Source organism: uncultured Chitinibacter sp. (assembly GCF_945957625.1).
Lineage (GTDB): Bacteria > Pseudomonadota > Gammaproteobacteria > Burkholderiales > Chitinibacteraceae > Chitinibacter > Chitinibacter tainanensis.
Genome location: NZ_CAMFLP010000009.1, coordinates 98,191 through 124,964, shown reverse-complemented (window position 1 = coordinate 124,964; position 26,774 = coordinate 98,191). Strand labels below are relative to the sequence as shown.

The following is a 26,774-nucleotide window of genomic DNA, read 5'->3' as shown; positions in this document are numbered from 1 at the left end:
GAACCAGTAAAGATGGCACTTCCAAGGCCATCTTTCACTTTAACGTTTAAGTCTGCATGCGGGATGGGGTGAATACTTGTCACCCCGATGTAACATTAATGTCATATGATCGAGGGTAGTGTAATGAGCCGCACTGTAAACTGTGTCAAACTGGGTCGAGAAGCCGAAGGTCTGGATTTCGCGCCATTGCCGGGCGAGCTGGGTAAAAAGCTCTACGACCATGTGTCTAAAGAAGCATGGCAAGCGTGGGTAAAACACCAAACCATGCTGATCAACGAAAACCGCCTGAACCTCGCTGATCCTAGCGCTCGCCGCTACCTGCAGCAGCAGCTGGAAAATTATTTCTGGGGCTCAGGAGCCGACGCAATTCAAGGTTTCGTCCCACAGTAATACCGCAACAACATTCAGGCCGCATTATGCGGCCTGTTTTGTCTTTTACCGTCGAGAAGAGCAATGCCAATGACGTACAAACCCGCTGACAATCAATTGATGCTCAATCGTGAATTGGGCCTGTTGGAATTCAACCGACGCGTGCTGGCCCAAGCCGAGGACGCGCGCAATCCACTGCTGGAGCGGCTGAAATTCTTGTGCATTGTCTCAAGCAATCTCGATGAGTTTTTCGAGGTGCGGATTGCCTGGCTGAAAGAAAATATGCGCCACAATCCAACCCGGCTGCTGCCCGAAGGGCTGACGCCACATCAGGCGTTCGAGCTGGTGAGTGTTGAGGCGCATGATCTGGTTGAGCGCCAGTATCGCCTGCTGCGCGAAACCATTTTCCCGGCGCTGGAAGAAGAAGGTATTTACTTCTTCCGCCGCAGCCTGTGGAACGATGCCCAACATGAATGGGTGCGCGATTATTTCTTCCGTGAGCTGATGCCGATTCTGACCCCGATCGGGCTGGATCCATCGCACCCGTTCCCACGCTTGTCGAACAAAATCCTGAACTTCGTGGTAGAGCTAGAAGGCCGTGATGCCTTTGGCCGCAATTCAGGGATTGCGATTGTGCAAGCGCCGCGCATTTTGCCGCGCTTTGTGAAGATGCCGGCCGAAATCGCCGGTACCGAGCATGGCTTTGTCTTCCTGTCGTCGATTATGCATGCGCACATTGATGAGCTGTTTGCTGGCATGCATGTGCTGGGCTGCTATCAATTCCGTGTGACGCGCGACTCCGACGTTTCGGTCGATGACGAAGACGTCAAAGATTTGCGCGCCGCGATTGAAGGTGAGCTCTCACAGCGCCCTTACGGCGATGCCGTGCGACTGGAAGTGGCCGACAATTGCCCGAAACACGTGCAAGACTTCCTCTCACAGCAATTTAATCTGCAAGACTGCGATGTGTACCGCGTGAATGGCCCCGTAAATATGGTGCGCCTGATGCAGGTGCCCGATCAGGTGGATCGCCCCGATCTGAAATACCAGCCATTTATGCCCGGCCTGCCGCCAGAGCTGCGCAAACAGCCCGATTATTTCGCGGCGATTCGCCATGGCGATATTCTGCTGCACCACCCGTATCAGAGTTTTACCCCGGTGGTAGATCTGCTGCAGCAAGCCGCGCGCGATCCGGCCGTGGTAGCGATCAAGATGACTGTTTACCGTACCGGTAGCGATTCGGTATTGATGGATGCGCTGCAAGAGGCGGCCGCGCGCGGTAAAGAAGTGACCGTCGTGGTTGAGCTGATGGCCCGCTTTGATGAAGAAGCCAATATCAACTGGGCGGCCAAGCTGGAACGCGCCGGCGCCCACGTGGTGTACGGGGTGTATGGCTACAAAACTCACGCCAAGATGTTGTTGATTGTGCGGCGTGAAGAAGGGCTGCTCAAGCGCTACGCCCACGTTGGCACCGGTAACTACCACCCACGCACGGCCAAGCTCTACACCGATTTTGGCCTGTTTACTGCCAATCGTGAAATCACCAGCGATGTGAATGATGTCTTTATGCAGCTCACCGGCCTAGGCCTCGCGGGTGATCATCATCAGCTGTGGCAGGCGCCGTTTACCCTGCATAGCAAGTTCATCAGCGCCATCGACCGCGAAATCGCCCACGCGAAAGCGGGCAAAAAAGCCGTGATCATCGCCAAGATGAATGCGCTGCTGGAGCCGACCATTATCGACAAGCTGTACGAAGCATCCGGCGCGGGGGTGACGATTCACTTGGTGGTGCGTGGCGTGTGCGCGTTGCGCCCTGGTTTGCCGGGTATTTCGGAAAACATCCGCGTGCGCTCGATTGTGGGCCGCTTCCTTGAGCATCACCGCGTGTATTACTTCTTTAACGATGGTGCCGAAGATGTGTATTTGTCGAGTGCCGACTGGATGGGGCGTAATCTGTTCCGCCGCATCGAGATCGCCTTCCCGGTACTGAGCCCGAAAGTGAAGCGCCGCGTGATTCGCGAGAGCTTAAGACCATTTCTGGTCGACAATACACAGGCATGGGAAATGCTATCGGATGGCCGCTATCGCCGTAAATTGGCGCGCGGCGGCAAGGAGCGTTCGGCACAAGGCTTGATGCTGGACGAGCTTACCGCTGGCCAACGCAACTAAACTAGGGAAAGTCCTAGTTTGGCGGGGGTATTGCCCGCTTTGAATTGATGGATAAGTTCTAGAGCCTCATACCGTGATACGGTATGAGGCTTTTTACTGTTGCCATGAAAACTTGTCATCAAAAATTCAACTATTTGTAACAATGAGCTGTTACCTTACAGTCTGCTATTCGCCTGTGAGCTGTCTCTCATTCAATCCGTGGCTGACAAAAAGCAGAGCAACGTCATCAGACAAGTTGACGATCAATGGCATTCATCAATTTGGGAGGTAATACCGGTGGCCGAGACAAAAGAACTGACTCAACCCAAGCAGGTTGAACCACGCAAAAACCAGCAAACCCCGCTGGCCGAGCGGATGAAAGGCCAAAATCCGTTTGACTGGATCAAGCTTGACCAAGCCGAACAGGCACAGCAAGACCACGCCAAGTCATGAAAAAAGCCCGCATCTGCGGGCTTTTTTATTGCGGACGGCAGGTTCAAGCCTGCAGCGCCAGCGCCAAGGCCGCACGGTAATGCTGGGCGGCATCGTCGTTGCGCTCTAACTGGCCGAGTAGTTCGGCCAGTTCGGCGTGGGCGGTGGCGGTTGGGCTCACGGCAATACTGGCTTCAAAATAGCTTTGCGCCTTGCCCCACAACTCGCGCTTGCGGCACAACCGCCCCAAGGCGAGCAGCAGCTGTTCGTCGCGCGGATGGGCTTTGAGCCATTCTTCGGCTTTTTGCAGCTGGGCCATTTGCACGGGCAGGGCTAATTTCAGCTGGCTATAGGCCGGCAGCAATTCGCTGTTCCAGTCGGCATCCAGTGCTTTTTCCAGCGTCTCTTTGGCCAGCTCCGGTGCTTCCTGCTCGATGTAGCGTTGGGCCGCGGCGTGGGCCAGCTGCGGATGGTGCTGATCGCTGCTTGGCAGCTTTTTCCACCATTCTTTCAGCTCGACCGGCGTCATTGGATGCTGGCGCAACAGTTGCAGTTGCGCAGCCACCCGAATATGGCCGGCCTGTTCTTCATCTAAGGCCTCGCTTTTCGCCAGTTGTTCTACCAGCTTGAGCACGGCTTCCGGGTTTTGCTCGCGCTGGCGCAGGCGTAGCTCCAGTTTCAGTGCGTTGGTCAGTTTGGGCGCCAGCTCACGGGCGGCGGCCAATGCCTGAGCGGCTTCGCTGTAGCGGCGCTCGTCCAGCAGCAATTCACCTTTGGTCATCAGGGTGGCGAGATGCTCATGGCCGAGGCGGGCTTTGAGCTGCTCCAGATGTTGATCACGGAGGGTGAAATCACGCATGGCGTGCGCGGCGCGGGCGGCTAGCAGACCATTCACGGCGAAGGTGTCGTCTTCGCTGCTATTGGCCATGGCTTCAGCGGCCAATTTGGCGGCGCGCTGAAAGCGGCCTTCAAAAAACGCAATGCGGGCATCGCGTTCGAGTTTCACCGCGGCTTCTTTGGCTTGGGCCGCCTGATAGCGGCGCACCCGCGCGGGCAGACCGAGCAATTCAACGCCCATTTGTACCAGCAAATACACGCCGATCATACTGAGCAGCAATAGCACCACAAACACATTCAGTGAAATTTCCATGCGCCAAGGCGGCAGGAAAATCAGCGCATAACCGGTATTGAGCTGGGCAAACATGGTCAGCCCAACTGCAATGGCAAAAAGGCTAATCAGCCAGAGCAGCAGCTTCATGGTTTCACCCTTTCCGCGGTGGTGCGGGCGCTGCGGACTGCGGTCAGGCTGGCGCTCAGATCCGGTGCGGTGATGTTGAGCTGCTGGGCTTCCAGCTGCGCCAACACTTGCAGCGCGCCAGCGGTGGCGGGCATTTGCCGGTCGAAGTAGTTCTGCACATAGCCTTTCACCGCTGCGATGTCGGTACGGAAGCTGGTTTCATTACGCTGCAGCAGGGCCGAGCGCGCACTCAGTAGTCGCAGTTTCAGGTTTTCCCGCAGGAAAAACGCTTGCTCCGGGGTGAGCAGGGCGGCTTCGGGCTTATCCATCCGGCGAATCTGGATCAATTGCTTAAATTCATGCCACAGCTCGCGCACCAGCCGTTCAGCGCTGCTTTCACCTTGCGGCGCTGGGCCCGCTTTATGTGGCTGATCGTGGCCATCGTCGATGATCAGCGGCCATTGATCCACCTTGCTGATCAGGCTGTCGAGCTTGGCGGTAATGCCCACCACATCGAGATAAGGCGTGGCTTTCAGCGTATCCATATCGCGGGTAATCGCCTGGCGCACGCTGATCAGCTCCGGGCGATTCAGCCGAGCCAATTGTTGGTCGATGTTGCTCAGGCCAGTCAGGGCCAGATTCACGTCGCCCGAGAGCTGTAACTGCTGGCTGGCAAAGGTCAGCATTTGCTCCAGCTCGGCCAGGGTGTGAATCGATTCGGTGCGCGACAGCGCATCGTACATGGTGGCGAGCGACTCTTGCCGGCTGGCTGATTCGGCCAGCTGATTACCCTGCGCGGTGAGCTGCGCTTGCATTTGCTGTTGCAGGGTGGCCATTTGCTGCTGGTTAGTTTTCAGCTCTTGTTGCAGTTTCTGGTTATTGGCCAGCTGGCTGGCCAGATCGCCCTTGAGCTGCTCCATGGCATTGAGTTGGTATAACCACAAAGCACCACTCGCTAGTATGGCGCCCACAGCAAGCACCAGTGCGGGCTGCGGCAGCGTACGGCGGGGGGGTACTGTCAGTGCGGCGCTGAGTGAATCGGGATTCTGATCTTGGCTCATAAGCGGTGTTTTATTCGTGGCTAAAGTGCTGGCAAATCGAAGTGGTGATGCCCAGATCACCAGCGGCAGTCAGTTCCACCCGCTGGGCACCGTGGGCTTGCAGGGCCGCCACAATGCGCGGATGCGGGGCGAAATACTGTCTTGATTGTAGCTGGTGCTGCGTTGCCTCTCCACCAATGGCGAACAAATGTTGTGCAGCTTCCGAGCTGGACACAATGACACCATCGCAGCCGGCGGCCAATTGTGTCAAGAGTTCGGCCTCTGGCCAGCGCACGCCTTGCCGTTGATAAGCGCTGATTGCGTGCAGCTGCGCCCCGCGTTCGGCTAGAGCTGCGGGCAAAAGTTCACGCCCGCCATGCCCGCGAAACAGCACGACCGCCTGGCCGGCGAGCTTCTGCAGGGCTGGCTCGGCCAACAGGCCTTCGCTATCAAATTGCTGTGCGGGGCTGATGATGGTGCTGATGCCTAGCTCCTGAGCGCGGCGGGCGCTGCCGGGGCCTACCACCGCAGCGGGCAGCTCGGCTGGCCAGCTGATTTGTAAATGCTGCAGGCGCTCAAAGACACAATCGAGTGCCGACGGGCTCACAAACACCGCCAGTTGAAACTGCGCCAGATTACGCAGCGCGGCATCGAGTGGTGCTGCGTCGCTGGGGGGCACAATCTCGAGCAGGGGCCACTGCAAGGTGTCGGCGCCGGCGGCAGCCAAGGCCTGCGCCAGTGCCGCGGCTTGGCCAGCGGGTCTGGTGATCCACAGGCGGCGGCCGGCCAGGGCTTTAGTCATGCGCCAGCTGTTTCAAAATCGCCCGTGCGCCTTCGGTGCAAAGCAAATCGGCCACGGTGCGGCCCAAGCCATCGGCGGCGGCAAACGAGCCATTGGATTCGGCACTCACCGACTGGCTACCATCGGGCAGGGCAATAAAGCCGCGCAAACGCAGGAAACCGTCATCATGCGTGGCATACGCCGCCAGCGGAATCTGGCAGGAGCCATTAAGCCGGCGTGACAGCGAGCGCTCGGCCGTCACCGCGGCCGCCGTGGCCGGATGATTAAACGGTGCCAACAGCGTGGCCAGATCGGCCCGATCCGCGCGAATTTCCAGCCCTAGCGCACCTTGGCCGGGCGCCGGCAGGCTGACTTCGGGGCTGAGCTCAGTGCGAATTCGCGCCCCGAGGCCCAAGCGTTTCAGTCCGGCCGCGGCCAGAATAATGGCATCGAATTCGCCATCATCGAGTTTGCGCAGACGGGTGTTGACATTGCCGCGCAGCGGTTTGATGGTGAGCTGTGGATAACGCAGGCGCAGCTGGCTTTCCCGGCGCAGACTGGACGTGCCAACCACGGCACCTGCCGGCAAGTCATCGAGGCTGGCATAGCGATTGGAGACAAATGCATCGCGCGGGTCTTCGCGCTCGCCAATCGCCGCTAGCGCAAAGCCTTCGGGCAAGACCATGGGCACATCTTTCATCGAGTGCACCGCCAGATCGGCCCGGCCATCCAAGAGCGCTTGCTCCAGCTCTTTCACAAACAGGCCTTTGCCGCCAATTTTGTTGAGCGTAACGTCAAGAATCCGGTCGCCCTGAGTGGTCATGCCCAGGAGCTGTACTTCCAGTTGTGGATAAGTCTGTTCAAGCCAGCTTTTCACGTGTTCGGCCTGCCACAAGGCAAGCGGGCTTTCCCGGGTGGCGATCACGATCTTCTGCGGAGCGGACATCTGGCAACCTTCTGACTAAGCAAAGAAATGCGCAGAGTCTACCATGCGCGGCAGATGGCACAAAAAACCCTCGTCCTTGGACGAGGGTGCGGTTTAGGCTTTTTTATCCGCCGAGGGCAGATCAGGCGGGCTGAGCTCAAAATCGATCGACTCGCCGCCATAAGGCTGATCTTCCGGCAGCTTATCGACTTCAACGATCGGCTCGACGCTCACTTCCTCGATCTGGTAATCCGCCAGCTGGATTTCCAGTGGCGAGAGATCTTGTGGCGCCTCGCTGGGCTGTAGCGGGGGTAAATCCACTTTATGTTCGGCTGGCGAAGGCGTGAATTCGGGTTTCAGTAAAGAGCCATACTGCGGCGGAATGGCTTGAACGGCTTCGGCCATCGTCGACATCAGCGAGGCTTCCGGGCTCATGGGAGCGCGCAGATCAAGATCCAGCTCGGCGCTTTCCTGAGCGCTAGCGGCAGCTTGTGCCGCAGCGATGGCTGCGCCCATACCACCAAGCTGTTTCAGTGATTGGCGCGGATCAGGCTGTGCGTCGGGCAGGCGGATATACAGCGGGTTTTCCGGGTCGAGTTTGGCGCCAATATTCCGCACCAATTCCCAATCCGCCTCATCCGGGCTGATGGCGCGCAGATTTTGCGCCAGCTGCGCGTATTCGGTTTTCATGCCTTGCTGACGGAACAGGCGGAACAGCATCAGCCAGCGCTCGATATCGCTAGGGTCTTCATCAATCAGGCGATACAACAGATCGATCGCCTCTAGTGTTTCCCCTTTGGCGATCAGTAGCTGTGCTTTGGCCAGATCGTTTTCTAGCTCTTCCTGAACTTCGATTCCATGCGCATTGGGTGTGCCACCAGGGTGTAGCATCGACAGCATGGTGTGGCGGGACAAAGCTTCACTTTGTAGCCCTGCCACCGGGCGCACTTGATATTGGCTAGCCATATGCTGGCTCAGATTGTCGTCATGCCAATTGGTTTGGCTCTCTTGCCGGCGGCGTTGCCATTTCAGGCCGGCCACCCCGGCGAGCGCTAGCGCGGCCAAGCCAAAGCCGCCCCACAGCCAGAAGCCGCTATCTTGTTCTGGCGCCTCGGTATGGCGCACGGTACTGGCGATTTGCGGAGCGCTAGTGGCGCTGTTCGTGGTGGTGGCCGCTACGCTGGTGCTGGCACTTGCGATTGATTCGGCGTTGCTGGCGGCTAGGCTAGCGGTAGCACTTGCTGGCGCGCTGGCCATGAGCGGGGCTGGGCTTGCTGAGGCGGGGTTGATCTGTGCCAGCCGCTGATTCAGTTGTGTGATTTCCAACTGCATTTTGCCTTGCAGCTCGGTGAGCTGGGCGACTCGTTGCTCCAGTTCCCGCGTGTATTCAGCGCCGCTGACGGGTTTAGTCCTGGCCGGCGCCAAGGGCTCGGCACCATCCAGACGTAATTGGCCCGTTTCCATTTTGGCCACGGGGGGCGCGGTTTTGCGGGTTGAGCGTAGTTTGTCGGGAATAATCACTGGCGTGCCGGCCGCAATCGGCGTGTCCGCGCCAAATTGCGGGTTGGCGCTGATCAGCTTATTCAAATAGCGCGGATATTGCGGTGTGCCGAGCGGGTAATAGCGCTTGGTCAGCTCGGCCAGCGTGGTCGGCTTTTTACTGATCAGGGTTTGTGGGTCACGACTTGGTAGCTCGGCTGGGGCCGGATTAACCGGCTTGAAGCTGCGCTCGCTGCGTGGCATTTGTGGGGCGCGCGCTTGGGCCGTGCTCGGTTCGGCCTGTGGGGCGACATTCAGAAAAGCCGTAAACGCGCGTGATAATTGCATGCCATTGCATTCCACCCGCAGCCCAAATGCCACGGTGGGCTCGCCGATCAGCTGATGCGTGCTGATCTGAATAATGCCCTGACTTTCGCCGCGGGCAATCACATTCACCTGTGGTGCGGGTAGCCCGGGTAAATCATTGGTCGGTTGGGTGAGGGTCAGGCAATCCAGATGCAACTGCTCGCCCGGGCTGACCTTGTAGCTAACGGCACCGCGAAAGGGCTGTCCCACATAGGATTGCAATTCCAGATCGCCCAAGGTGAGGGCATTTGCAGCAGGGGCCAGCAGGCCGATCAGGGCCAAACTGACAGATAATCGACGGGCGAAACCGGGTGTGGGCGTGCGCATAGGCAAATAAGCGTGAATGGCGTAGGGCATGGTGGCTTTATACCAGAATTAATCTGTGTATGACACAGAAATGCCATGAATTGAAAGCGTAGTGCAATCTAAATTATTAAATGATGATGCACTGATTTGCCAAGTTTTTTTGATTAATTATTCAATTAATTGGGCGAATTAAATGCAATTCCCCCGCATTGGGGCGGGGGAAGCTAAATGTCATAAAGTGCTGGCGGTGTATCTGCTTGCGAGGCTTTAAATGATTGGTCTGTGGATAGATACCCGGTGGTGTATCGGTCCTTAATTAGGCGCGGCTAGCGGCCATGGCTAATTCGCCGCTGGTGCTGGCTTGGCGGCGACGCAAGCGTTTACCCAGTGCAATGCCGGGCTGTTCAATCCAGCGATAGGTGTAGCTGGAAAACAGCAAAATTCCGGCCACCAGCGCCAGCAGCAATACTTGATTGCCCAGCCAGCTACCGGTATGCCAAAAGGCTACGCCGCGGCTTTCCCAATCCCAGTGGGGCAGATAGCGGCTGATCAGCATGCCCACGCCAAACAGCAGCACAAAATGTGTGAGATAGACCGAATACGACCACTCGCCCAGTCGCACTAGCCATGGGTGGCGCAGCCAGCTGGAAATCTGCCCGCGCTCGCCAGCAAACACCAGAATCGCCAGCGCAAAGCCCCAGCCCGCCCAAAAGCTTTTGTGTGGATAATTAAAGGTAATCATCGCGTACAAACCGAGCAGCATGGCCGCTTCCAGCGCGGTCGCCAGCGAGCGGCGCAGCGGGATGGGCGCTAGCCGCTGCTGCAGGCCATGCAGCAAGGTGCCAAGAAAGAAACAGCTTAAGCCGCGCAGCCCCGGGCTGGTGGCCAGTTGGGTTGGCAAAATCCACGCGCCAATGCTGCAACACACGACCATAGCGGCAAACCACCACCGTTGGCGCTGGCCGCTCAGGCATAACACCAGCGCAAACAGTACATATAAGTAGTATTCGATACTGATGCTCCAGGCCGGCCCGTTGAACGAGAACAGCAACCCCTGTGGCAGCCAGGCGTGCACGAGGAACAAGTTATACAGCCCTTGCTCGACCATCTCCCGGCTCCAGAACAGCTCGTCCAGTTGCTGCCAAGGTGCGTCGTACAGCAGCGGGCGCAGATACAGCAGGCTGCAAATCAACGCGAACATCGCCAGATGCAGCGGCAAAATACGGCAGGAACGGCTGAGCATAAAGTCGCCCCATTCCCGCCAGCGCAGCGGGCGGCGGGTATAGCGATGGGCGAGTACAAAACCGCTTAAGACGAAGAAAAATTCTACCAATAGCCCGGCGGAGCGAAAGTAGCTCCACTGCGCGGGGCTTTGCCAGATATGGATATGAAACAGCACCACCGACAGGGCGCACAGGCCGCGGAAGCTATCGAGTACAACAAAACGGGATTGGGCAGACATCAGCAATTAGATCAGCAAAACGCAGCGCCACTGCGCCGCTGTGCGCGCATTGTAGGCGTAAGCTCGGGCGCTGGCGAGAGGGGCAAAGCGCCGGCGGGCGAAAAACGGCTGAATGGGCAGTGCCACGCCGGAATGGCCGACTACACGTCTGCTGGTATATGCTGAAAGGCTTTATGAATCAAGGCTTAGGGGCTTATACCCTGGCGCTGGTCAGCTTGGTGGTGCTTGGCGGTTGCTTGCCACCGGCTAGCTCAGTTGCGGCTCAACGGGCAGCCATAATTCCAGCGTGCCTGCCGTATCAAAGCGCGCATCGTAAAACTCGAAATCCGGGCCCGCCGCGCGTTGTAATTGCTGGCTGGGCAGCCATGCCGTCAGGCCTTCCCAGCCCGCCATAATCGCACTGGTCAGCTCGCCCGCTTCGGTCGGGGGCTCGGTTTGCCACACCGCATAGCGCCCGGCGGGTAATTGCAGGGCACGATAGCCGGCAGGTGGCGCCGGAGCCTGCGCGCTAACCTCGGCCCCGAGCAGATAATGAAACTGCTCCGCCACGCACGACACATCATGCACCACGCCAAATAGCGGCAGCGGGCTGCTCACCCGATGCGGTAGGCCAATCAGGCTACCGTTATCAATCGCGCGCTGCCAGGCGCGTGGAATATCGCGAAAACAACGCCCCTCGCGCCGGGTGGTGATCAGATCGATGCCGTGCAACAGTGCGCCGGGGAAATCGACCAAACGAACGTGACCCATCATGCTCTCCCTGTAGGCCTAACAGCTTGCGCCCGCCTGACGAGCTTTGGCAAGCCGTCAGGCCCACAGGTCGTGCCGATGCCACGCTAGGGCAGGGAGCAGGCGCATTAAACCTTGGGTGGATCAGTGTGGGCGATCAACACCGCCAGTAGCATCTGCAGGCCATCCGCGTCGGCGGGGCTAAAGCGGTTTAACACCGGGCTATCCACATCAAATACGCCCCACAAGACGCCATCGGCCTCTACCGGTAAGACAATCTCGGCACGCGAAGCGCTATCGCAAGCGATATGGCCGGGAAAAGCCTCCACATCGGGCACCAGTTGGGTTTGGCGCGTAGCTGCGGCGGTGCCACATACCCCACGGCCAAACGGAATGTGCACACACGCCACTTGCCCCTGAAACGGCCCGAGTCGCAATTGTTTATCCACCGCCAGATAAAACCCCGCCCAATTGAGCTCGGCCACAGTTTGAAATACAAACGCCGAAAACTGCGCTGCATTGGTCACAAAATCGCGCTCGCCGGCCAGCAAGCTGGCCAGCTGCCGCGCCAGCGCGGGGTAATCGGGATTGAGGCTACGGGCATCGGTGCTAAACATGGCGATCCTCAAGGTAGGTCATGCTCTACATCATGCGACCCCGGCGCCGGCTGGGCTATTGGGGCAAACACGATGAATGATTATACGAGCACAGCTTTGCAGGTATATCCGCAAATGCCTTATTAATATTGCTTTGTGATGATATACATGTGCGGGTATTGGCGATGTGGGCTTAGTAAACCAGCGCCAGCCCACCCATCCCCAAGCCCACCCAGCAGGCCCAGCCCAGCGCGATCAATTCTAAAATCCAGGCCCAATTTCGTCTTTCCTGCCCCTTTGCCCGCCAGAACAAAAACACTGCACTGGCCGAGCAGAGCAGAGCCAAGCTTGCGCCGCCAGTTGCTGGCTAAAGCGGAGCGTTTGCCAATGATAGAAAGCCCATGGCGCGACGACTGAGGCGAGCCCCAGCCAGCGCGCGTAGGCTGTTGCTGGGCGCCAGTACGGCATGTCAGTTGGCACGTAAATCGCGCACCACGCGACCGGTGGCGCGGATTTCGGTTTCGTGGCTTTCTTCGGTCCAGGGCTCGGCCAGCGCCTCGTTTAGCCATTGCTGTAGCGCCGGCAAGGCCAGCAAACGCTCGGCGTAGGCCGCTTCAGCGCTCGGCAGTGGTAATTGATAAGCACGTACCCGGATCGCCACAGGCGCAAAAAATGCATCCACCGCGCTGAATTGATCACCGGCCAGAAATGGCCCACCAAAGCGGCTAAGGCCGTCTTGCCACAAGGCTGCGATGCGGTTCAGATCGCGCTGCAAAGCTTCATCCAGCGTATAGCGCTCGATAATCAAACCGCAATGCATGCCACATTGCTGGCGCAGGGCGTTAAAACCGGAATGCATTTCGGCCGCAGCACAGCGCGCCCAAGTGCGCGCCGCTTCGTCCGCCGGCCATACGCCGGGATGGCGTTCTGCCAGATATTCGATAATCGCCAGCGAATCCCACACGGTTTGTGTGCCGGCTTGCAGGCAAGGCACTTTGCCTGTGGGCGAGAATCGCAGAAATTGTGGTTGGCGATCACCTGCCCCAAACGGCACTAGCGTTTCGATAAAGGGAATCTGCAGGGTTTTCAGTAGCAGCCAAGGTCGCAGCGACCAGGATGAATACAGTTTATTGGCGATAAACAGCTGGTACATGGCGACTCCGGAGCGAGAGGGAGTCTTGATTATTTCCCTGCCTTGCAGGGGGTGCAAGCGCGGTGGCGTGGCCAGATGTAACCAGCTGTAGCTGTGGCCGGCAGATCAGCCGGCCGGGGTCATTACTTGCTACCTTCGAAGTACAGGCCTTGAGTTTTTGCCGCATTGGCGCCAAAGGCCACCAGTTTATTGCGGAATGGCTCTTTAAAGGCGATACCGGTCACGGTTTGGCCGTTGAGCACACAACCGCTGGGATTAAACGTTAAGGTGAAAGTGAAGGCATTCATTTTGGTGCTTGGGGTCAGTTGACCGCTAAAGCGGCAGCTGGTGACCGCATTATCAACAATCGATCCGTCGCTCAGCACTTTAAAGCCATCGGTGACATTCAGATAAGTTGGCCCAGCGCCTGCATAGCTTTTGCCAGTGTAGGTGCCGACCACATCGCTGATTTTTGCTGGGGTGCTGCCCACCGCATTCAAGGTCAGGCCCGAGCTAGCGCCTGTTTCACGGAGGGTTAAGCCCTGGCTCGATACCGCCCCGCTGAGGCTGAGGCTACTTAATGTCATGCTGGCGAGCGGGTCTGCTTCAAAGGTGGATGAGAACGAAAGGCTTTGGTTCGCGTAGTTATAGTTGGTGATATTCAGATCATTCAGCGTGCCATTGCTCCATGCCAGGGTAATGGCTGTCCCGTTTTCCAGCAGCACCGCTGCTGTTTCTTCCAGCGAATTGCTGTTGCTTGCATCGGTGTGGCTTTCTTTCCAGATGCCTTGGGCTGTTACGGGGGCTGGCGTTGCGGTCGGCGCGGCGGTTGGGGTCGGGGTGTTGGCTGGTGTGATGGCATCACCACCTGCACCACCGCAGGCAGTTAGCATGGCGCTCAAGAGGCTGGCAGTCAGAACTACTTTTTTACTCGACATGATGGGTATAACTTGGTGTTGAAGAAAGAAAAGAGCCGGAATTTTGCCAAGGACTGACAGTATTAGCAAATGATTATGCGCAAGGAATAGTCAGATTGTTAGGCCGCGCACAGGGTAGTGGGGGGCGCTGGCTAAGCGCGAGGCTAGGCCGAGGGTGAGCCCGCTTGGCAGGCAAACAAAAACCGCCACAGCGGGCGGTTTTGAGTTTTGTGCAGCGTAGCCGCCGATTACTGTTTAGGGCTGCATTTACCTGTCTTGGCCAGATTCAGCTGTGCCACATCGGCCTTGCCTTGCTCTTCAGGAATTTGCTCCAGCCCCGCGCCACCGACCAAAACGCCCATCTTGATGTATTGGCGAACAAAATAGTGTTTGCCGGCTTCAGAGGTCAGCTCCAGCGTATTGGCCGAAAACTCCGATTCGGTATCAATTTTATGCGTTTTACCGCCGTCGACTTCGGTATAAAAGAACACATGTGGCGCGGATTCACCCAAGCATTGGCCGTCTACCCACAGGCTGCGTTTCAGCGCTGCGCCAAAGCTGCTATTGCGATAGACATAAATCCCCGCTTTGCCTGCGCTAGGGGCTTTAAAGGTTTTGGCCTGCTCCGAATCGGCTTTCGGCGCCATATCCACGGAGGCGCAGCCGGTGATGAGCACGGTGGCGATCAGGGCAAGGGTAGTTGTGAGTTTCATGGTGTCTAATTCTTTTTTTTGGCAATCATCGCGTGCAATAAGGGTTGATTGACGCGCAATGATCAATGCGAGGAAATCGGCGGGCTAAGCCGCCAGCAGCCGAAACTAGGCGCCGTTTTGCGGCGAAGATCGGTGTAAGAATGGTACTACGCAGTGCCGTGGGCTGGAACTTTTGCGCGCAGCATCGCATCGGCTTGCAACAAACTGGTTTATCTACGCGCTTCTGGCTTGCTGGGGGTATATGCCCTGAAGCATAGTAGATAATTGCGTGTGAGCTAATACCGCGCAGGGTATATTGATCGACCTGCATTTAGCCTGCTGACGCAGGCGGTGAACCGGCGGTTTAGCCCGCCGGACGACGTGACGGAGCTTGGCGGCTATGCCGCCGTAGCGAAGGCCGTGGCCTAAGGCCAATCAGGGGCAGTCTTGCCTTGCCCCTGATAACCCTAACGCGCCCGATCGCCGCAAAACTCGCTGCGCGAGCTTGGGTTATATGCGGCTACGCCGCGATGTTTGAATGCGCGTTCCGCCGCGCTGGCAGGTTGGGGGCTTTGCTTCTCCAAAGCCCCCAACACCCCAAAGGAGCCCCCCGCCTGCGGCCCTCCGGGCTTCCCTCAGTCGGTCGTGAGCCAAACGAAAAACTGTTTGTCTCACTCCACTCCCTCGGCGATGGGCGACAGGGGATTAAGCCCCAGATCAACGAGCGCAAATAAAATTAGCGTGGGGTATATCAACCAAAGCTCGTAGGATGGGTAGAGCGTAGCGATACCCATCATCGGTAGCCTGATGGGTATCGGCCTGCGGCCTCCACCCATCCTACGAGCAGCTCAAACACTACGCGGCTTAAAATCTCGCCATGATTTTTTCGAACGGCGCGGCTCCACGGGCAATCCGTTCTAATTGGCGGTGGTGTATATCAACGGCAGTCAAATCTATAAACGCTTGAAGGCAAATACCGCTATGCAGTATCTGTAATGGTGGCGCTGCGCGTTTCCCCTACAGCTGCGCCGAGCGAGGAACGGGCGGGGCGGGGTTTCGGCGGGGCCTGTTTTGTTAAGCCCCGCCGCCGCCTCGATCCGTCCGCAGTCGAGGGAATCGGCGTAGCCGACGCAGATGTGGGGTCGCCTTCCTTTGCTGACTTTCCTTGGCGAAGCAAGGAAAGTCAGTGCCGCGGCGCACAGCCGCCAATCCGTGGTGGATGCCAATTGCAGGCAAAGAAAAACCGCCATATTTGGCGGTTCATCATCTCTCGGGAGGTGCAATGTGTTTTACGGCTTTTCTGCTTCATTCTCGGGTGATGGTTTTTTTGCCTTTGAAATACTCTTTTCAGTTTCTGTGATAGCACCTTTAGTATTATTTATGCCGTCACGTAGTAGCGTGTAAACTTGATCTTTTAGTTCTGGCATTACTTCAAATGCTTTTTCTACAGCTTTAGAGTTAACAAGCTCATGCCATGGGCTTCCATGTGTAGATGTTTCCATTAGCCGAAGTGGCGCTTCATCTAATCGATCTAGTGCGGATGCAAAAAGCCTAGCTTCAAAATTAGGATCAAGCCTAGCAGCTTCTTTCTTATAACCTTCATATGCTTTTGCAACTGAAGCTTTAAAAGCATAGTCCTCTGCCAATTTGAAACGTTGACCAATTTGTTTTGTTGCTAACCAAGAAAACCACAATGGTGCACCAACACTTAGCATAGATAGAAATACTTGAATTGCAATTCCTGCGGTATTTGCATTTGGTTTAATTAAGGCTTCAGAAAGTACATTTAATCTACTTGCCCCAATCATTGATCCAACAATGAGCGCAGCTGCGAGCAGAATTACCCAAATAATTAGAGAGTTACTAAGGTTTCTTGCTCGAAGATCAAAAGCTGCAGCTAAACCTTTTGTTGTCGTTATTTTATATGCATCTTCGCATTGCGCAACGAGCATTTCAGCACTAGTTCGTAAAGCAGAGATCTCTTTCAATTTGTCATTTGCTAAATTTGCAGCTTTATCAGCTTCTTTTTCAGCTAAGGCGGCATTACTTGTGGCTCTGGTTAATTCCTCTCGTCCTAATTTGATCTCGTCTAAATAAATAGGTAAAGAATCTGCCGCTGAATGTGCGGATTCAATCTCTATTACTTTGGATTTCAAAATTTCAAGATTTGGAATTGCTTGATCTAATGCTGAATTAGCTAGCCTTGCTCTTTTGGCGATATTTGAAGGCAATAATTTAACATCGGTTATCTCTGTAAAACCTAGTGAGGGCAATACTTGAGAGCGTATGAAATTAATTGTAGTTATATATGCCGGAACAGCTTGGCCTGCATTGCTGCTATAAAATTGAGGAACTGTATTTCCTTGGAGTGATTGCAGTCTTCTCGGTAAATCGATAATCAATTGTTTCTGGGCTTCATTAATTTCTATTGTTCCGACATTCAAATTTCGAATATCTTCTGACAGTTTTGAAGCCATCCCAGCAAGATCATGACGCGTAAGAGCCGGAGCCATCCAACCTATGCCCTCGGTTAAGCAGTAATCTGCATTCCAACCTGCGATTATTGAAGCAGAAAGGCTGTCTAAGGCTGCACAAATATTCTCAAGCTCTCTTTTCATGTGATTTTGCCATTGTTAATGATTATTCAATTTTGCTTTTTAATGTGCCTCTTCCCAATTCTCCCCAACCCCCACTTCCGCCAGCAATGGCACTTTCAACTCTGCCACACCCGCCATGATGATCGGTAATTGAGATGTTATCAAAGAAAGCTCATCGTCAGGCACTTCTAAGATCAACTCATCATGCACCTGCAACAGCAGTCGGCTATTCAACTTCTCGGCAATCAACCAATTATTCACCGCCACCATCGCTAGCTTGATGAGGTCGGCTGCCGTGCCCTGCATCGGCGCATTGATCGCTGCGCGCTCGGCGCCGGCGCGCTGCGCGCCGTTGGATGATTTGATCGCTGGCAACCACAGGCGGCGGCCGAAGACGGTTTCGACGTAGCCCGCATCGCGCGCGGCGGCGCGGGTGACTTCCATGTATTCGGCCACGCCGGGGAAGCGGTTGAAATAGCGTTCGATAAAGGTTTTCGCCGCTTCGCGGGTGATTTCGAGCTGGGCGGCCAGGCCAAACGCGCTCATGCCGTAGATCAGGCCGAAGTTGATGCTCTTGGCGTAGCGGCGCTGCTCGCTAGTGACTTCATCCAGACTCACGCCAAACACTTCGGCGGCGGTGGCTTTGTGAATGTCCAGACCCTGCTCAAAGGCGCGGATCAGCGCGGCATCCCCCGATAGATGCGCCATGATGCGCAGCTCGATCTGTGAGTAATCGGCCGAGACAATCTTGCTGCCCGCTGGCGCGATAAAGGCTTCGCGGATTTTGCGGCCCTCGGGCGTGCGCACCGGGATGTTTTGCAAGTTCGGGTCGGACGAGCTCAAACGCCCCGTCACCGCGACGGTCTGGTTAAAGCTGGTGTGCACGCGGCCGGTGGCGGCGTTGATCATCAGCGGCAGCTTGTCGGTGTAGGTGGATTTGAGCTTGGCGAGGCTGCGGTGCTCCAGCAGCACTTTCGGTAGCGGGTAGTCTTTGGCCAGCTCGCTGAGCACTTCTTCGTCGGTGGATGGCGCGCCTTTTGGCGTTTTTTTGATGACCGGTAGTTTGAGTTTATCGAAGAAAATCTCGCCCAGTTGCTTCGGTGAGCCAAGGTTAAACGGCTGGCCTGCCAGCTCATAGGCTTGCTGTTCCAACTCGATCAGGCGCAGACCGATGTCGTGGCTTTGGCGGTTGAGTTTATTGGCATCAACCAAAATACCGTTGCGCTCCATTACGTACAGCACTTGGCGCGACGGCATTTCGATCTCGCGGTACACATAGTGCAGCCCGGCGTTGGCTTGCAAGCGAGGGAGTTGGGTATGGGCTAGGCGGCCAGTAATATCGGCGTCTTCCGCCGCATACGCAGTGGCGGTATCCAGATCAACTTCAGCAAAACCAATCTGCTTGGCGCCTCTGCCGCAAATGTCTTCGTATTTAATCGTGGTTTCACCGAGCTCGCGCGCGGCTTGGTCGTCCATATTGTGTTTTTCGTGGCTGGCGAGTACATACGACATCAGCAGCGTATCGTCGGCGATACCGGCCAGATTAATGCCTAAGTTCGCCAAAACGTGCTGATCGTATTTCAGATTCTGGCCGACTTTTTTGTGTTCCGCCGATTCCAGCCACGGTTTCAGTTGCGCCAGCGTAGTGTCGAACGGCAGTTGTTCAGGGGTATCGGCACCGTGGTGCGCCAGCGGCAGGTAGGCGGCTTCGCCCGCTTCCACCGAGAACGACATGCCGACCAAGCGCGCCTGCATTTGATCGAGGCTATCGGTTTCGGTGTCGAATGCGGTCATTGCTGTGGCGCTGATTTTGGCTAGCCATTTGGCGAGCAATTCGGGCGTGTTGATGCATTCGTAATGGCGCTCGACGGGGACGGCGGGGCTGCTGGTGCTGGTATCTGCAGGGGGTATTGCTGCACTAGCCTCGTCAGAGAATAGGTCTGAGGTGATACCGGCCGGGGTATTACTAGTGGCCGCTTGGCCGACTTTGCCCTCCACCTTGTTTTCCATTTCGCGCATCCAGGTGCGGAAATTAAAGCGGGTAAACAGCTGTAACAGCGTGGCGCTGTCTTCGGCTTTCGGCGTTAGATCGGTGAGGCCGTTGGGTAGCTCGGCCGAGAGATCAACGTCGCATTTAATCGTCACCAGCTCTTTCGCTGTGGGTAACCATTGCAAAGTATCGCGCAGGTTTTGCCCGACCACACCTTTGATGCTGTCGGCGTTGGCGACCAGATTATCCAGGTTGCCATATTCGGCCAGCCATTTGGCGGCGGTTTTCGGGCCGCATTTGGGCACGCCCGGCACGTTATCCACCGTATCACCGATCAGCGCGAGGTAATCCACAATCTGCTCGGGCCAGACGTTGAATTTGGCAAATACGCCGTCGCGGTCGAGTACTTCTTCGGTCATGCTGTTTTCGATGCGCGCGTAGTCATCGACCAGCTGCGACATGTCTTTATCGCCGGTGGACATAATCGTGGTGATGCCTTGCGCTGAAGCTTGCCGCGCCAAAGTGCCGATGACGTCGTCGGCCTCGACGCCTTCGAGCATCAAAATCGGGATGCCAAACGCAGCTACTGCGGCGTGAATCGGCTCGATTTGCACGCGCAGCTCATCGGGCATGGGCGGGCGCTGGGCTTTGTAGGCTGGGTAGATGTCATCGCGAAAGGTTTTACCTTTGGCATCGAACACGCACGCGATATAATCGGTGTGAGTTTGCGCCCGCAGCTTTTTGAGCATGTTCACAAATCCGAACAGCGCATTGCTCGGCGTGCCATCCGGGGCACTGAGTTCGCGGATGGCATGAAAGGCGCGGTACAGATAGGATGAGCCGTCGATTAAAAGCAGCGTTGCCATGCGGGCAGTCTCTATATTGAATGAAATAGTGCCCGCATTATAAACGTCGGAACCGACCAAGGAGTGACGCCATGCGTGAATTGCGAACCCGCCTGCTGGCCCTGCTGTTCAGTACTTTGCTGGCAAGCCCAGCGCTGGCCGAAGTGGTGGCCGATCTGCCACCACCCATGCCGACCGAAGACACACCCTCTTTGGCCGAACAGGCCCCTGAAGTGCGCATCATCGAAAAAGCGGATGCCACGATTGCCGAATACCGTCTGCACGGCAAGTTGTATCAAGTGAAAGTCACCCCGAAAGTGGGGAAACCCTATTATCTGATCGACCCGACCGGCAAAGGCGAATTCATGCGCCGCGACGATGTGGGCAATATCGCCATCCCGACGTGGGTGTTGCTGGAATTCTGAGAGTATTCATGTCTGTTTTTACCACTGTTAGTGCCGACGAGCTGCGCCCCTTTCTGGCGCGTTACCCGCTGGGCGAGTTGCTGGAGCTCAAAGGCATTGCCGCCGGCGTTACCAATACCAATTATTTTGTGACCACCACGCAGGGCCGCTATGTGCTGACCCTGTTTGAAACCCTGCGCAGCGACGAGCTGCCGTACTACGTGAACCTGATGGTGCACTTGGGCGAGCAGGGCATTGCGATTGCGGCGCCGATTGCCAATGCCGCGGGTGAGTATATTGATACGCTCAATGGCCGGCCCACGCTGTTGGTGCCGTGTCTGCCCGGTGCGGTGATCGAGCAGCCGAATGCCGCGCAATGCCGCCAGGTGGGTCAAATGCTGGCGCAAATGCACCTGGCTGCACAAAGCTATGCCGGGCAGATGGCCAATCCGCGCGGCCCGCGCTGGTGGACCGACACCGCGCAGCAAATGTATCCGTATATGGCTGAAGCCGATGCGGCCCAGCTGCATGCCGAAGTGCAGCTGCAATCGCTGCACAAATTTGATCAGCTGCCGCGCGGCGTGATTCATGCCGATTTATTCCGCGACAATGCGTTGATGAATGGCGATGAAGTGGGCGGCTTTATCGATTTTTACTACGCCTGCAACGATATCCTGCTCTACGATCTGGCGATTACCCTGAACGACTGGTGTGTGCTGGCCGATGGCGATATCGACGATACCCGCGCCCGCGCCATGCTGGCTGGCTATCAAAGCGTACGTGCGCTGACTGCGGCCGAAGTGGCCGATTGGCCGGTGATGTTGCGCGCCGCGGCACTGCGCTTCTGGGTGTCGCGCCTGCTGGATTTTTACCAGCCGGCTGCTGGCGAGATGACTTTCGCCAAAGACCCGACGCATTTCCAGCGCGTGATTCAGCATCATGCCGCCCGGCAGGATTTCTGGCTGGCTTAAGTAATATACTGGGGGTGGTATTGCCCGCTATACCTTGATCAGGCTAGGCTGGGTGGCTATACGGTAATGCCGATCGGCATCGCCGCCCCCGTTTTAACCCCGTTTTCGCCGTGCAGGCGAAAGGCCCAAGACCCGTAATGACACTGCTCGCGGAATTGCAGGCATGGCAACAATCCCATGCGATTTTGTTCGGCGCCGACACGGCGCCGTATTGTTTGGATCAGCGTCGCCGCTATGAGGGCGAGGCGCTAGCGGTGGCCCGCCCGAACAGCACGGCGCAAGTACAAGAGCTGGTGAAACTGTGCGCAGCGCATGGCGTGAGCATCGTGCCGCAAGGGGGCAATACCAGCCTGTGTGGCGCGGCCACGCCGCTGGCCAGTGGCCAATCGCTGGTGATCTCCTTCGAGCGCATGCAGCAAATTATCAAGGTGGATGCTGACAACAACACCATGACGGTAGAAGCCGGCGTGACCTTGGCGGCGGTGCAGCAGGCGGCGCTGGCGGCAAACCGGCTGTTTCCGGCCAATTGGGCGGCATTTGAAAGCTGTCAGATCGGCGGGGCGCTGGCGACCAATGCCGGCGGCGTGAATGTACTGCGCTACGGCAATATGCGCGAGCTGACGCTGGGGCTGGAAGTCGTGCTGGCCGATGGCGAGATCTGGGATGGCGCGCGCGGGCTGCGAAAAGACAATACCGGCTATGATCTGAAGCAGCTGTTTGTGGGCTCGGAAGGCACGCTGGGGCTGATTACCAAGGCGGTGCTGCGCTTATATCCGCTGCCAACTGCCCATGCCACCGCGCTGGTGGCGGTGAGCGACCCGCAGGCAGCGGTGGATTTGCTGCGCGGATTGCAGGCCGAGGTGGGCGACCGGGTGACCTCGTTCGAGCTGATTTCTGCCCCGTGTTTGGCCTTGTTGCAGCAGCATTTTCCTCGCCTGGCCCAGCCGTTTTCGCCACCGCCGGCCTGGTCGGTGCTGATCGAGTTATCAGATGGGGGCGAGAGTGAGCAGCTGACCGAGCGCCTGGCTGAATATCTGTTTGCTCACGGGCTGGAAGAGGCCTATGTGGCGAATAATGCCAGCGAAGCGGCACTATTTTGGCAGCTGCGCGAGTCGATCCCCGAGGCGCAGCGGGTAGAAGGCGTGAGCATCAAGCACGATATCAGTCTGCCCATCGGGGCAATTCCGGACTTTCTGCAAATATGCGATGCTGAAATGCAAGCGTCATTTCCAGATGTAAGGATTGTGGCCTTTGGCCATTTGGGAGATGGCAACCTGCATTACAACCTATTTCTGGCCGATAAAACGGCTGGGGTGTATCAGCAGGAAGCGGCGGTGAATGCCATCGTTTATCGGCATGTCGCGGCTTTGCACGGCAGTATCAGCGCCGAACACGGCATCGGGCAACTTAAGCGCGACACCTTGCGCAGTGTGCGCAGTCCACTGGAGCTGACTCTGATGCGGCAAATCAAGCAGGCCTTAGACCCCGCCGGCCTGCTCAATCCTGGCAAAGTTTTGTAAGTAGAGCACAAGCCGCGCTAGACTGGGCGCAGTTCCAGAGAACAACAACATCGCGGACCTTTAGGATCGGGCATGACGCAGACAAGCACGAGCAATGATGGATTTGGCTGGCATTTAGGCGAAGGGCAGGGGCATTTTGACCCGCTGCTGGATTGTCTGGTCGAAATTACCCGTGTACATGGTGAACCATGGACCGCCCAGGCGCTGGCGGCGGGTTTGCCGCTGGTGAATAACCAGCTCACCCCTTCACTGCTGCCCCGTGCGGCGGCAAGGGCGGGTTTATCGGCACGGGTATTGCGGCAAAAGCTCGAAGATATTCCCGAGCGCTTATACCCAACGATTTTACTGCTGAATAACCACCGCGCTTGTGTGCTGCTAGAGCGACTGCCCGGCGCGAAATTCCGCGTGCGTTTTCCGGAAAGTGGCGAATCATCCGAGGTACTGGAAGGCGCTGAGCTGCTGAAGCTCTACGCTGGCTTTGTCATCGTCGTGCGTCCGCGGTTTCGCTTTGATGCCCGCACTCCCGAAATGGGGCAGGTACGCGAGCGGCATTGGTTCTGGGGCGCAATGTATGACAATTGGCGGATTTATCGCGACGCGCTGTTTGCGGCCTTGCTGATCAATCTGTTTGCCTTGGCAATGCCCCTGTTTTCGATGAATGTGTACGACCGCGTGGTGCCCAATCACGCCGTCGAAACCCTGTGGGTGCTGGCGATTGGGGCGGTGCTGGTGCTGGGGTTTGATTTCGTATTGCGCACGGCGCGCGGCTACATTCTGGATGTGGCCTCCAAGCGAATTGATGTAACGCTCTCCGGCCTGATTATGGAGCGGGTGCTGGGCGTGAAAATGCAGGCCAAGCCGGCCTCGGTGGGTTCTTTCACCGCCAATTTGCGCGCGTTCGAGTCGGTGCGCGATTTTATTGCCTCTGCCTCGATCACCACCCTGGTTGATCTGCCTTTTGTACTGATTTTCTTCCTCGTGTTGACTTGGATTTCCCCATGGTTGCTGTTGCCGCCGCTGGTGGGTTCTGTGCTGATTGTGCTGTTCTCGTGGTTGGCACAGGACAAGATGAACCAGCTGGTGGAGTTAACTCAACGAGCCGCGGCGCAGCGTAATGCCACGCTGGTAGAGAGTATGGTGGGGTTGGAAACCATCAAGGTGATGCGGGCCGAGGGTGAAATGCAGCGCCGCTACGAGCGCGCCACCCGCTTTCTGGCGCAAATTGGTGGCCGCCTGAAGCTGATTTCAACCACCACGGTGAATTTCGCTCAGGCCGTAGCACAGCTGGTGTCGGTAGTGACGGTGATTGTCGGCGTGTATCTGCTGGTTGATGGTCAGATCTCAATGGGGGGCATTATTGCCGCCTCAATGCTGGCTGGGCGGGCGATGGCCCCGCTAGGCCAAGTCGCCGGTTTGCTAATGCAATACCAAAATGCCAAGACCTCGCTCGGTGCGGTGGAAAGCCATATGCAAATGCCGGTTGAACGGCCAGCAGATAGCGCTTTTCTGCATCGTGAGTCGTTCCGCGGCGAAATCGAGTTTCGCAATGTGTCGTTCACTTATCGCTCGACCGGGCGTGATGATTTAGCACTGAAAAACGTCAGTTTCAAATTGAAGGCTGGTGAACGGGTGGGGATTATCGGCCGGGTAGGTTCGGGTAAAACCACGCTGGAAAAATTGATTCTGGGGCTGTATCAGCCCGATGAAGGCGCGGTCTTGATAGATGGGATCGACACCCGTCAGATTGACCCCGCCGAGCTGCGCAAAGCGATTGGCTATGTGCCACAAGACCCGCTGCTGTTTTTTGGTTCGCTGAAACAGAATATTGCCTTGGGCAGCAGTGCTTGCGATGACAGCCAGATTTTGGCCGCAGCCGAATTAGCGGGGATTGCCGAATTTGCCAACGCCAACCCGCGTGGTTTTGATATGCCGATTGGCGAGCGTGGCGAGTCGCTATCGGGCGGGCAACGGCAAGCGGTGGCGATTGCCCGGGCGGTCTTGAATGATCCGCCGGTCTTGTTGCTGGATGAGCCAAGTAGCTCAATGGATCATCAAAGTGAAGAGCGGCTCAAGGCCAAGCTGCGTAGTTATCTGCCCGGCAAAACGCTACTGTTGGTGACGCACCGGACCTCCTTGCTGGAGCTGGTTGATCGTTTGATTGTGATTGATCAAGGGCAGGTGATGGCCGATGGGCCGAAAGCCCAGGTGGTGGAGGCATTGCAGCAAGGGCGGATTGGCAAGGCAGGAGGGGGCGCATAATGAATGCACCACACACACAGCCGGCCAAGCCCGGCTTCATCAAGCGTAGTTGGGAAAACCTGCGCAGCTTTAGCAATATGATGTTCGATCGGTATATCTTTTTTGCCGATGATCGTGATCTGATCGATGACTCTAACTATGTGGCCGATGCCACCCATACGATTGCCGAGCAAAGCCCCTACAAGGCGCGGATTCTGATTCGGCTGTCTTTGCTGGCGGTGCTGGCGCTGATTATTTGGGCTGCCCTGGCTGAGCTGGATGAAGTCACCAAAGGCGAGGGCAAGGTAATTCCTTCGCGGGAACTGCAGGTCATTCAGAGCCTAGATGGCGGTAGTGTGCAAGAGATTTTGGTGCGCGAGGGGCAGCAGGTCAAAAAAGGGCAGTTACTGCTGAAAATCGACCCAACCCGCTTTGTCTCGACCCTCAAAGAAAGTAATGCGCAGTTTTTATCTTTGAAAGCCAAGGCCGCGCGACTGGAAGCGCTCGCCAATGGTACGAGCCTGAATATGCCGGCCGAGGTCAGCAGCCAGGCGCCGCAAATCGCGGCACAAGAAGAAATGCTGTACCAATCTAAACGCTCGGAGCTGGATGCGTCGGTGGGCATCGCTCGCCAGCAGTTGAATCAACGCACTCAAGAGTTGAACGAAATCCGCGCGCGTCGCGAGCAGGCCGCCCAAGGCTATGAGCTGACCAAGAAAGAGCTGGACGCCACCCGGCCGTTGTTGAAATCAGGCGCGGTATCGGATGTGGAAGTCTTGCGGCTGGAGCGGGATGTATCGCGCTATCAGGGCGAACGTGATAGCGCCGGGGCGCAAATTCCGCGCGTGCAGGCGGCGATGGCCGAGGCGAATCGCAAGATTCAGGAGGTGGAGCTGATATTCCGCAACCAAGCCCGGACCGAGCTGGCCGAAACTAGCGGTAAGTTGAGCGCATTGTCAGCCGGTAGCGTTGGCTTGCAAGATCGGGTGAAGCAGTCTGAAATCCGCTCGCCCATGGATGGTACGGTCAAGCAATTGTTTGCCAATACCGTGGGCGGGGTGGTACAGCCGGGGAAGGACATTATCGAGATTGTGCCTGCGGGTGAAAGTCTGATGCTGGAAGTAAAAATCCAGCCGCGTGATATTGCTTTCCTGCGTCCGCAGCAAAAAGCCACCGTGAAGTTTAGTGCTTACGATTTTTCGGTCTATGGCGGGCTGGATGCCGAGGTGGTGCAGATCGGTGCCGACACGGTAAAAGACGAGAAAGGCAACGCCTTTTATCTCATCCGCGTGCGGACCTCAGAAGCTTTCCTGCATAAAGATGGCAAACGCCTGCCGATTATTCCGGGGATGGTGGCTGAAGTAGACATCCTCACTGGCAAGAAAACGGTGCTGTCGTATTTGCTCAAGCCCGTGTTGAAAGCAAAATCCAGTGCATTAACCGAACGCTAAGCCATGCCGCCTGTCTGAAAAGCGCCCCGAATGGGGCGTTTTTCTTATGCCGTCAATAGAGGCATCGCCAGATTGTACTTTGGTACAGTCGAATTAAGACTATCCGTGTCCTAGGTTTAAAAAACCTTTTTTCGGTTCAGCGGGTGG

Annotated in this window: 21 protein-coding genes; 8 read left to right on the top strand and 13 right to left on the bottom strand. The window is 56.8% G+C overall.

What is annotated here, in order from left to right; genetic code table 11:
• Positions 1 to 123: 123 nt before the first annotated feature.
• The 3 genes from QV747_RS11590 to QV747_RS11580 all read left to right on the top strand — a co-directional run bounded on the left by QV747_RS11590 (position 124) and on the right by QV747_RS11580 (position 2,970).
• Positions 124 to 390 carry an oxidative damage protection protein gene (locus QV747_RS11590; RefSeq protein WP_028448367.1) on the top strand — a complete coding sequence of 89 codons (267 nt, stop codon included), beginning with the start codon at positions 124 to 126 and terminating at the stop codon, positions 388 to 390.
• Between the two features lie 69 nt (positions 391 to 459).
• Positions 460 to 2,538 (top strand): polyphosphate kinase 1, encoded by a 2,079-nt coding sequence (ppk1, locus tag QV747_RS11585; protein WP_273432406.1) that lies wholly within the window; start codon positions 460 to 462, stop codon positions 2,536 to 2,538.
• Between the two features lie 276 nt (positions 2,539 to 2,814).
• Entirely contained in the window at positions 2,815 to 2,970 is a 156-nt protein-coding gene (locus QV747_RS11580) for a hypothetical protein (RefSeq protein ID WP_156129073.1), read from the top strand.
• 43 nt (positions 2,971 to 3,013) lie between these two features.
• On the opposite strand, the gene QV747_RS11575 is transcribed toward QV747_RS11580, so the two are convergent.
• From QV747_RS11575 to polA, 13 genes are all read right to left on the bottom strand, one after another.
• Positions 3,014 to 4,207, bottom strand: coding sequence for a heme biosynthesis HemY N-terminal domain-containing protein (locus tag QV747_RS11575; protein ID WP_273432409.1), 1,194 nt, complete (start codon positions 4,205 to 4,207; stop codon positions 3,014 to 3,016).
• Entirely contained in the window at positions 4,204 to 5,247 is a 1,044-nt protein-coding gene (locus tag QV747_RS11570) for a uroporphyrinogen-III C-methyltransferase (protein WP_028448370.1), read from the bottom strand. Before QV747_RS11570 ends, QV747_RS11575 begins: the two co-directional genes overlap by 4 nt.
• Positions 5,248 to 5,257: 10 nt before the next feature.
• Positions 5,258 to 6,028 (bottom strand): uroporphyrinogen-III synthase, encoded by a 771-nt coding sequence (locus tag QV747_RS11565; RefSeq protein WP_273432411.1) that lies wholly within the window; start codon positions 6,026 to 6,028, stop codon positions 5,258 to 5,260.
• Positions 6,021 to 6,953: a hydroxymethylbilane synthase gene (gene hemC / locus QV747_RS11560; RefSeq protein WP_273432413.1), complete on the bottom strand. Its 933-nt coding sequence runs from the start codon at positions 6,951 to 6,953 to the stop codon at positions 6,021 to 6,023. The genes QV747_RS11565 and hemC overlap by 8 nt, the downstream gene beginning before the upstream one ends.
• A 93-nt stretch (positions 6,954 to 7,046) precedes the next feature.
• Positions 7,047 to 9,134, bottom strand: coding sequence for a hypothetical protein (locus QV747_RS11555; protein WP_273432415.1), 2,088 nt, complete (start codon positions 9,132 to 9,134; stop codon positions 7,047 to 7,049).
• A 265-nt stretch (positions 9,135 to 9,399) separates the two neighbouring features.
• Positions 9,400 to 10,545 carry an acyltransferase gene (locus tag QV747_RS11550; protein ID WP_273432416.1) on the bottom strand — a complete coding sequence of 382 codons (1,146 nt, stop codon included), beginning with the start codon at positions 10,543 to 10,545 and terminating at the stop codon, positions 9,400 to 9,402.
• Between the two features lie 246 nt (positions 10,546 to 10,791).
• Complete coding sequence (locus tag QV747_RS11545; protein WP_273432418.1) at positions 10,792 to 11,295, bottom strand: GyrI-like domain-containing protein; 504 nt, start codon at positions 11,293 to 11,295, stop codon at positions 10,792 to 10,794.
• Positions 11,296 to 11,402: 107 nt separating this feature from the next.
• Complete coding sequence (locus QV747_RS11540; protein WP_273432420.1) at positions 11,403 to 11,891, bottom strand: GAF domain-containing protein; 489 nt, start codon at positions 11,889 to 11,891, stop codon at positions 11,403 to 11,405.
• A gap of 448 nt (positions 11,892 to 12,339) precedes the next feature.
• Positions 12,340 to 13,023, bottom strand: a complete 684-nt coding sequence (locus QV747_RS11535; protein ID WP_273432422.1) for a glutathione S-transferase family protein — start codon at positions 13,021 to 13,023, stop codon at positions 12,340 to 12,342.
• A 122-nt stretch (positions 13,024 to 13,145) separates the two neighbouring features.
• Entirely contained in the window at positions 13,146 to 13,940 is a 795-nt protein-coding gene (locus QV747_RS11530) for a hypothetical protein (protein WP_273432424.1), read from the bottom strand.
• Positions 13,941 to 14,167: 227 nt separating this feature from the next.
• Positions 14,168 to 14,632 carry a DUF2846 domain-containing protein gene (locus QV747_RS11525; RefSeq protein WP_273432426.1) on the bottom strand — a complete coding sequence of 155 codons (465 nt, stop codon included), beginning with the start codon at positions 14,630 to 14,632 and terminating at the stop codon, positions 14,168 to 14,170.
• Between the two features lie 1,268 nt (positions 14,633 to 15,900).
• Complete coding sequence (locus tag QV747_RS11520; RefSeq protein ID WP_273432428.1) at positions 15,901 to 17,229, bottom strand: hypothetical protein; 1,329 nt, start codon at positions 17,227 to 17,229, stop codon at positions 15,901 to 15,903.
• Positions 17,230 to 17,268: 39 nt separating this feature from the next.
• Entirely contained in the window at positions 17,269 to 20,064 is a 2,796-nt protein-coding gene (polA, locus tag QV747_RS11515) for a DNA polymerase I (RefSeq protein WP_273432429.1), read from the bottom strand.
• Positions 20,065 to 20,135: 71 nt separating this feature from the next.
• On the opposite strand from polA, the gene QV747_RS11510 reads away from it, so the two are divergent.
• From QV747_RS11510 to QV747_RS11490, 5 genes are all read left to right on the top strand, one after another.
• The gene (locus QV747_RS11510; RefSeq protein ID WP_051258623.1) at positions 20,136 to 20,468 is read left to right on the top strand and encodes a DUF2782 domain-containing protein; all 333 of its coding nucleotides are present in this window, start codon (positions 20,136 to 20,138) and stop codon (positions 20,466 to 20,468) included.
• 8 nt (positions 20,469 to 20,476) lie between these two features.
• A complete protein-coding gene (locus tag QV747_RS11505; RefSeq protein WP_273432432.1) occupies positions 20,477 to 21,418 on the top strand; it encodes a homoserine kinase in 942 nt (313 codons plus the stop codon).
• 137 nt (positions 21,419 to 21,555) lie between these two features.
• Positions 21,556 to 22,938, top strand: coding sequence for an FAD-binding oxidoreductase (locus QV747_RS11500; protein WP_273432433.1), 1,383 nt, complete (start codon positions 21,556 to 21,558; stop codon positions 22,936 to 22,938).
• Between the two features lie 72 nt (positions 22,939 to 23,010).
• Positions 23,011 to 25,197: a type I secretion system permease/ATPase gene (locus QV747_RS11495; RefSeq protein WP_273432435.1), complete on the top strand. Its 2,187-nt coding sequence runs from the start codon at positions 23,011 to 23,013 to the stop codon at positions 25,195 to 25,197.
• Positions 25,197 to 26,627, top strand: coding sequence for an HlyD family type I secretion periplasmic adaptor subunit (locus QV747_RS11490; protein ID WP_273432437.1), 1,431 nt, complete (start codon positions 25,197 to 25,199; stop codon positions 26,625 to 26,627). Before QV747_RS11495 ends, QV747_RS11490 begins: the two co-directional genes overlap by 1 nt.
• The last annotated feature ends 147 nt before the right edge of the window (positions 26,628 to 26,774 follow it).